At 43.9% G+C, this 2,643-nt stretch carries 3 protein-coding genes; all 3 read left to right on the forward strand.

The window, feature by feature from the left end:
* Positions 1-90: 90 nt before the first annotated feature.
* From QUA16_RS36335 to QUA16_RS36345, 3 genes are read left to right on the forward strand one after another with little or no spacing between them, the layout of a single operon-like run.
* Positions 91-741, forward strand: a complete 651-nt coding sequence (locus tag QUA16_RS36335) for a HEAT repeat domain-containing protein (protein WP_333109634.1) — start codon at positions 91-93, stop codon at positions 739-741.
* A gap of 46 nt (positions 742-787) precedes the next feature.
* Positions 788-2,101: a DNA methyltransferase gene (locus QUA16_RS36340; RefSeq protein ID WP_333109633.1), complete on the forward strand. Its 1,314-nt coding sequence runs from the start codon at positions 788-790 to the stop codon at positions 2,099-2,101.
* Complete coding sequence (locus tag QUA16_RS36345) at positions 2,086-2,601, forward strand: hypothetical protein (protein ID WP_333109632.1); 516 nt, start codon at positions 2,086-2,088, stop codon at positions 2,599-2,601. The genes QUA16_RS36340 and QUA16_RS36345 overlap by 16 nt, the downstream gene beginning before the upstream one ends.
* Positions 2,602-2,643: the final 42 nt, after the last annotated feature.

A 2,643-nucleotide genomic window follows, 5' to 3' on the forward strand; every position in this document is an offset into this window, starting at 1 on the left:
GTTCCATACTTAGAAAGGAGACGACAATTATTTATCAATACACTGTTTGGTTATTTTGTCAATGCGTAAGTCCTAATATATAATTGGCTTATGGAAATTAGCGAAATCCAAGCAGCGCTGCAAAGTTCGGATTCTCAAGAGAGGCTGCGGGGGGTAACGGCTCTGAGAAAGTGCGATTCGGCGGTGGCGCTGCCGATGTTGCTGAGCAAAGTGGACGATCGCGAGTTTATGGTGCGATCGTTCGTGGCGATGGGATTGCGGCAGATTCAAACTGCGGAAGCTTTTGCGGCGCTGTTAAAAATGATGCAGTTCGATCGCGATCCGAACGTGCGCGCCGAAGCCGCTAACTCTTTGTCAAGGTTCGGAACCGAGGCAATTTCTCATTTAGTCGAAGCTTTTCGTCGCGATGACAATTGGCTCGTCCGCCGCAGCATTATGGCTCCGCTGTACGAAATGCAGTGTCCTGATGCAGTATTTGAAATTTCTGCGATCGGTCTTGGCGGCGAAGATTTACCCGTTCAGGAAGCAGCAATTGACGGATTGGGTGTGCTGGCAAATACCCCGAAGCAAGAAGAGGCATTGCAGCAATTATTAGCTCTAGTAAGTTCGGATTACTGGGGAATTCGGCTGCGAGTTGCTCGCGCGCTGAGGAAATTTGACAATCCTCAAGCTGGCGCTGCTGTGAGCTATTTGGCAAAAGATCGAGATCATCGGGTTGCAGGTGCGACTTTACACCTTTAGGGTAAGATACTGTAGTTCTATCAGAGTATGGGACTCATGAAGCTCAATGAAGAACCCCGATCGGCTTCAGCTTTTTAATTCCATCCCTCAATTGCACGCAAATCCTCAATCCAGAGTCATCAAGGAAAGGACAGGTACGTTTACAGACAACATGAAATTACCTATCCATAGGTGGTTTCGCTATTCGGCGGGATTCTCAGCAGCTTGGGTCGAACAAGTCATAGCAGAGTTAGAACCTCAAACTATCCTCGATCCATTTGCAGGATCTGGTACTGTTTGCGTCACTGCCGATAAGCTTGGTATAAATTCTTGCGGTATCGAAGCGCATCCTTTTGTTTGTAAGCTTGCAAAAGGTAAACTCGCCTGGATGGTAAACATTCCTGAATTTTTGGCAGCAGTTACCGAAATTAAGGCTTTTGCTGCAAGTCTACCGCCAAAGCTTGCAGAAAAAATTCCAGTATTACTAAGCAAATGCTACACAGATGAGAGGTTAATAGACCTCTTCAAAATTAGACAAGCTTATCTTGAAATAGCCCCGTCTCTATCTGAAGAATTGCAGTCTCTCATTTTTCTAGCCATTTGTGCCATTCTACGACCATCAAGTCATGTAGGTACAGCACAGTGGCAATATATTCTCCCTAACAAACGCAAAGCTAAGACTTGTGAACCATTCGAGATCCTAGAAAAGCAGGTTGCTATGATGCAAGAAGATATGTATCAAATGCAATTTATTTCTAGAGAGAGTCGAGCCACTTTTATTCAAGAAGATGCGAGAAAATTAAAAAGTATTCCCCCTAGATCTATAGATTTAATAATAACTTCTCCCCCCTACGCAAATAACTACGATTATGCAGATGCTACACGTCTTGAAATGACATTTTGGGGGGAGGTAAATTCTTGGGGAGATTTACATGAGACAGTTCGTAAATATTTAATTCGTTCAAGTTCACAGCACGTTTCAAAGGAGCGACTCAGCTTAGATAATCTGATAGCTGAATCTATTATTGAGCCGATTCTAGACGAACTGATACCGGTTTGTCTAGAACTAGACAAGATTCGAGTAACTAAAAGCGGCAATAAGGCATATCACACAATGATTGCCGCTTATTTTATCGATATGGGATTTGTATTTCAGGCCCTGCGTCGAGTTGCAGCACCTAATTGCAAAATTTGCTTGGTAATCGGAGATTCTGCTCCCTACGGAGTCTATGCTCCGGTCGAGCAGTGGCTCGGCAAACTGGCTGTTGCCGCAGGGTTTGATTCCTGGTATTTTGAGCAAATCAGGGAGCGTAACGTCAAGTGGAAAAATCGAAAACACAATGTTCCGCTGCATGAAGGACGACTGTGGATAGAAAGTTAATTTATGGCGCAATCTCCATCACATCAGTTTGGGCAGGCTCTAGGCTAGGCAAACTTTTTGAAGATATTGTACTCTACGATATTCTCAAACCTCGGCTAGAAGAGTTTGCAAACACCAAAAACTACTACCTCGATTGGCAGCGTTCTCGTCCAGCTAGAAGCGGTAAAAAAGTTACTTGGGAAGACAAATACGGGAACAAACATGATTTAGATTTTGTAATTGAGATCGACGGTACAGATGACCAGCTCGGTACACCTGTTGCATTTATCGAGTCTGCATGGCGTAGATATACGAAACACTCAAAAAACAAAGCTCAAGAAATCCAAGGCGCTATACTACCTATCATTGAGCTTCATCATTTGTTAGCGCCATTTTTTGGTGCGGTGTTAGCTGGAGAGTTCACGAAACCCGCTTTAGCTCAAATGAGAAATAATGGATTTGCAATTATCTATATTCCTTATACAGACAGGGCAAACGCATCTAAATTGCCGGGAGAATAGTAGTAGTGTTTTGAGGAATAGCCACCGCTATCGGCAGTCAAA

Origin of the sequence: Microcoleus sp. S13_C3, from assembly GCF_036700905.1 — a bacterium.
In the GTDB taxonomy this organism is placed as follows: Bacteria; Cyanobacteriota; Cyanobacteriia; order Cyanobacteriales; family Microcoleaceae; genus Microcoleus.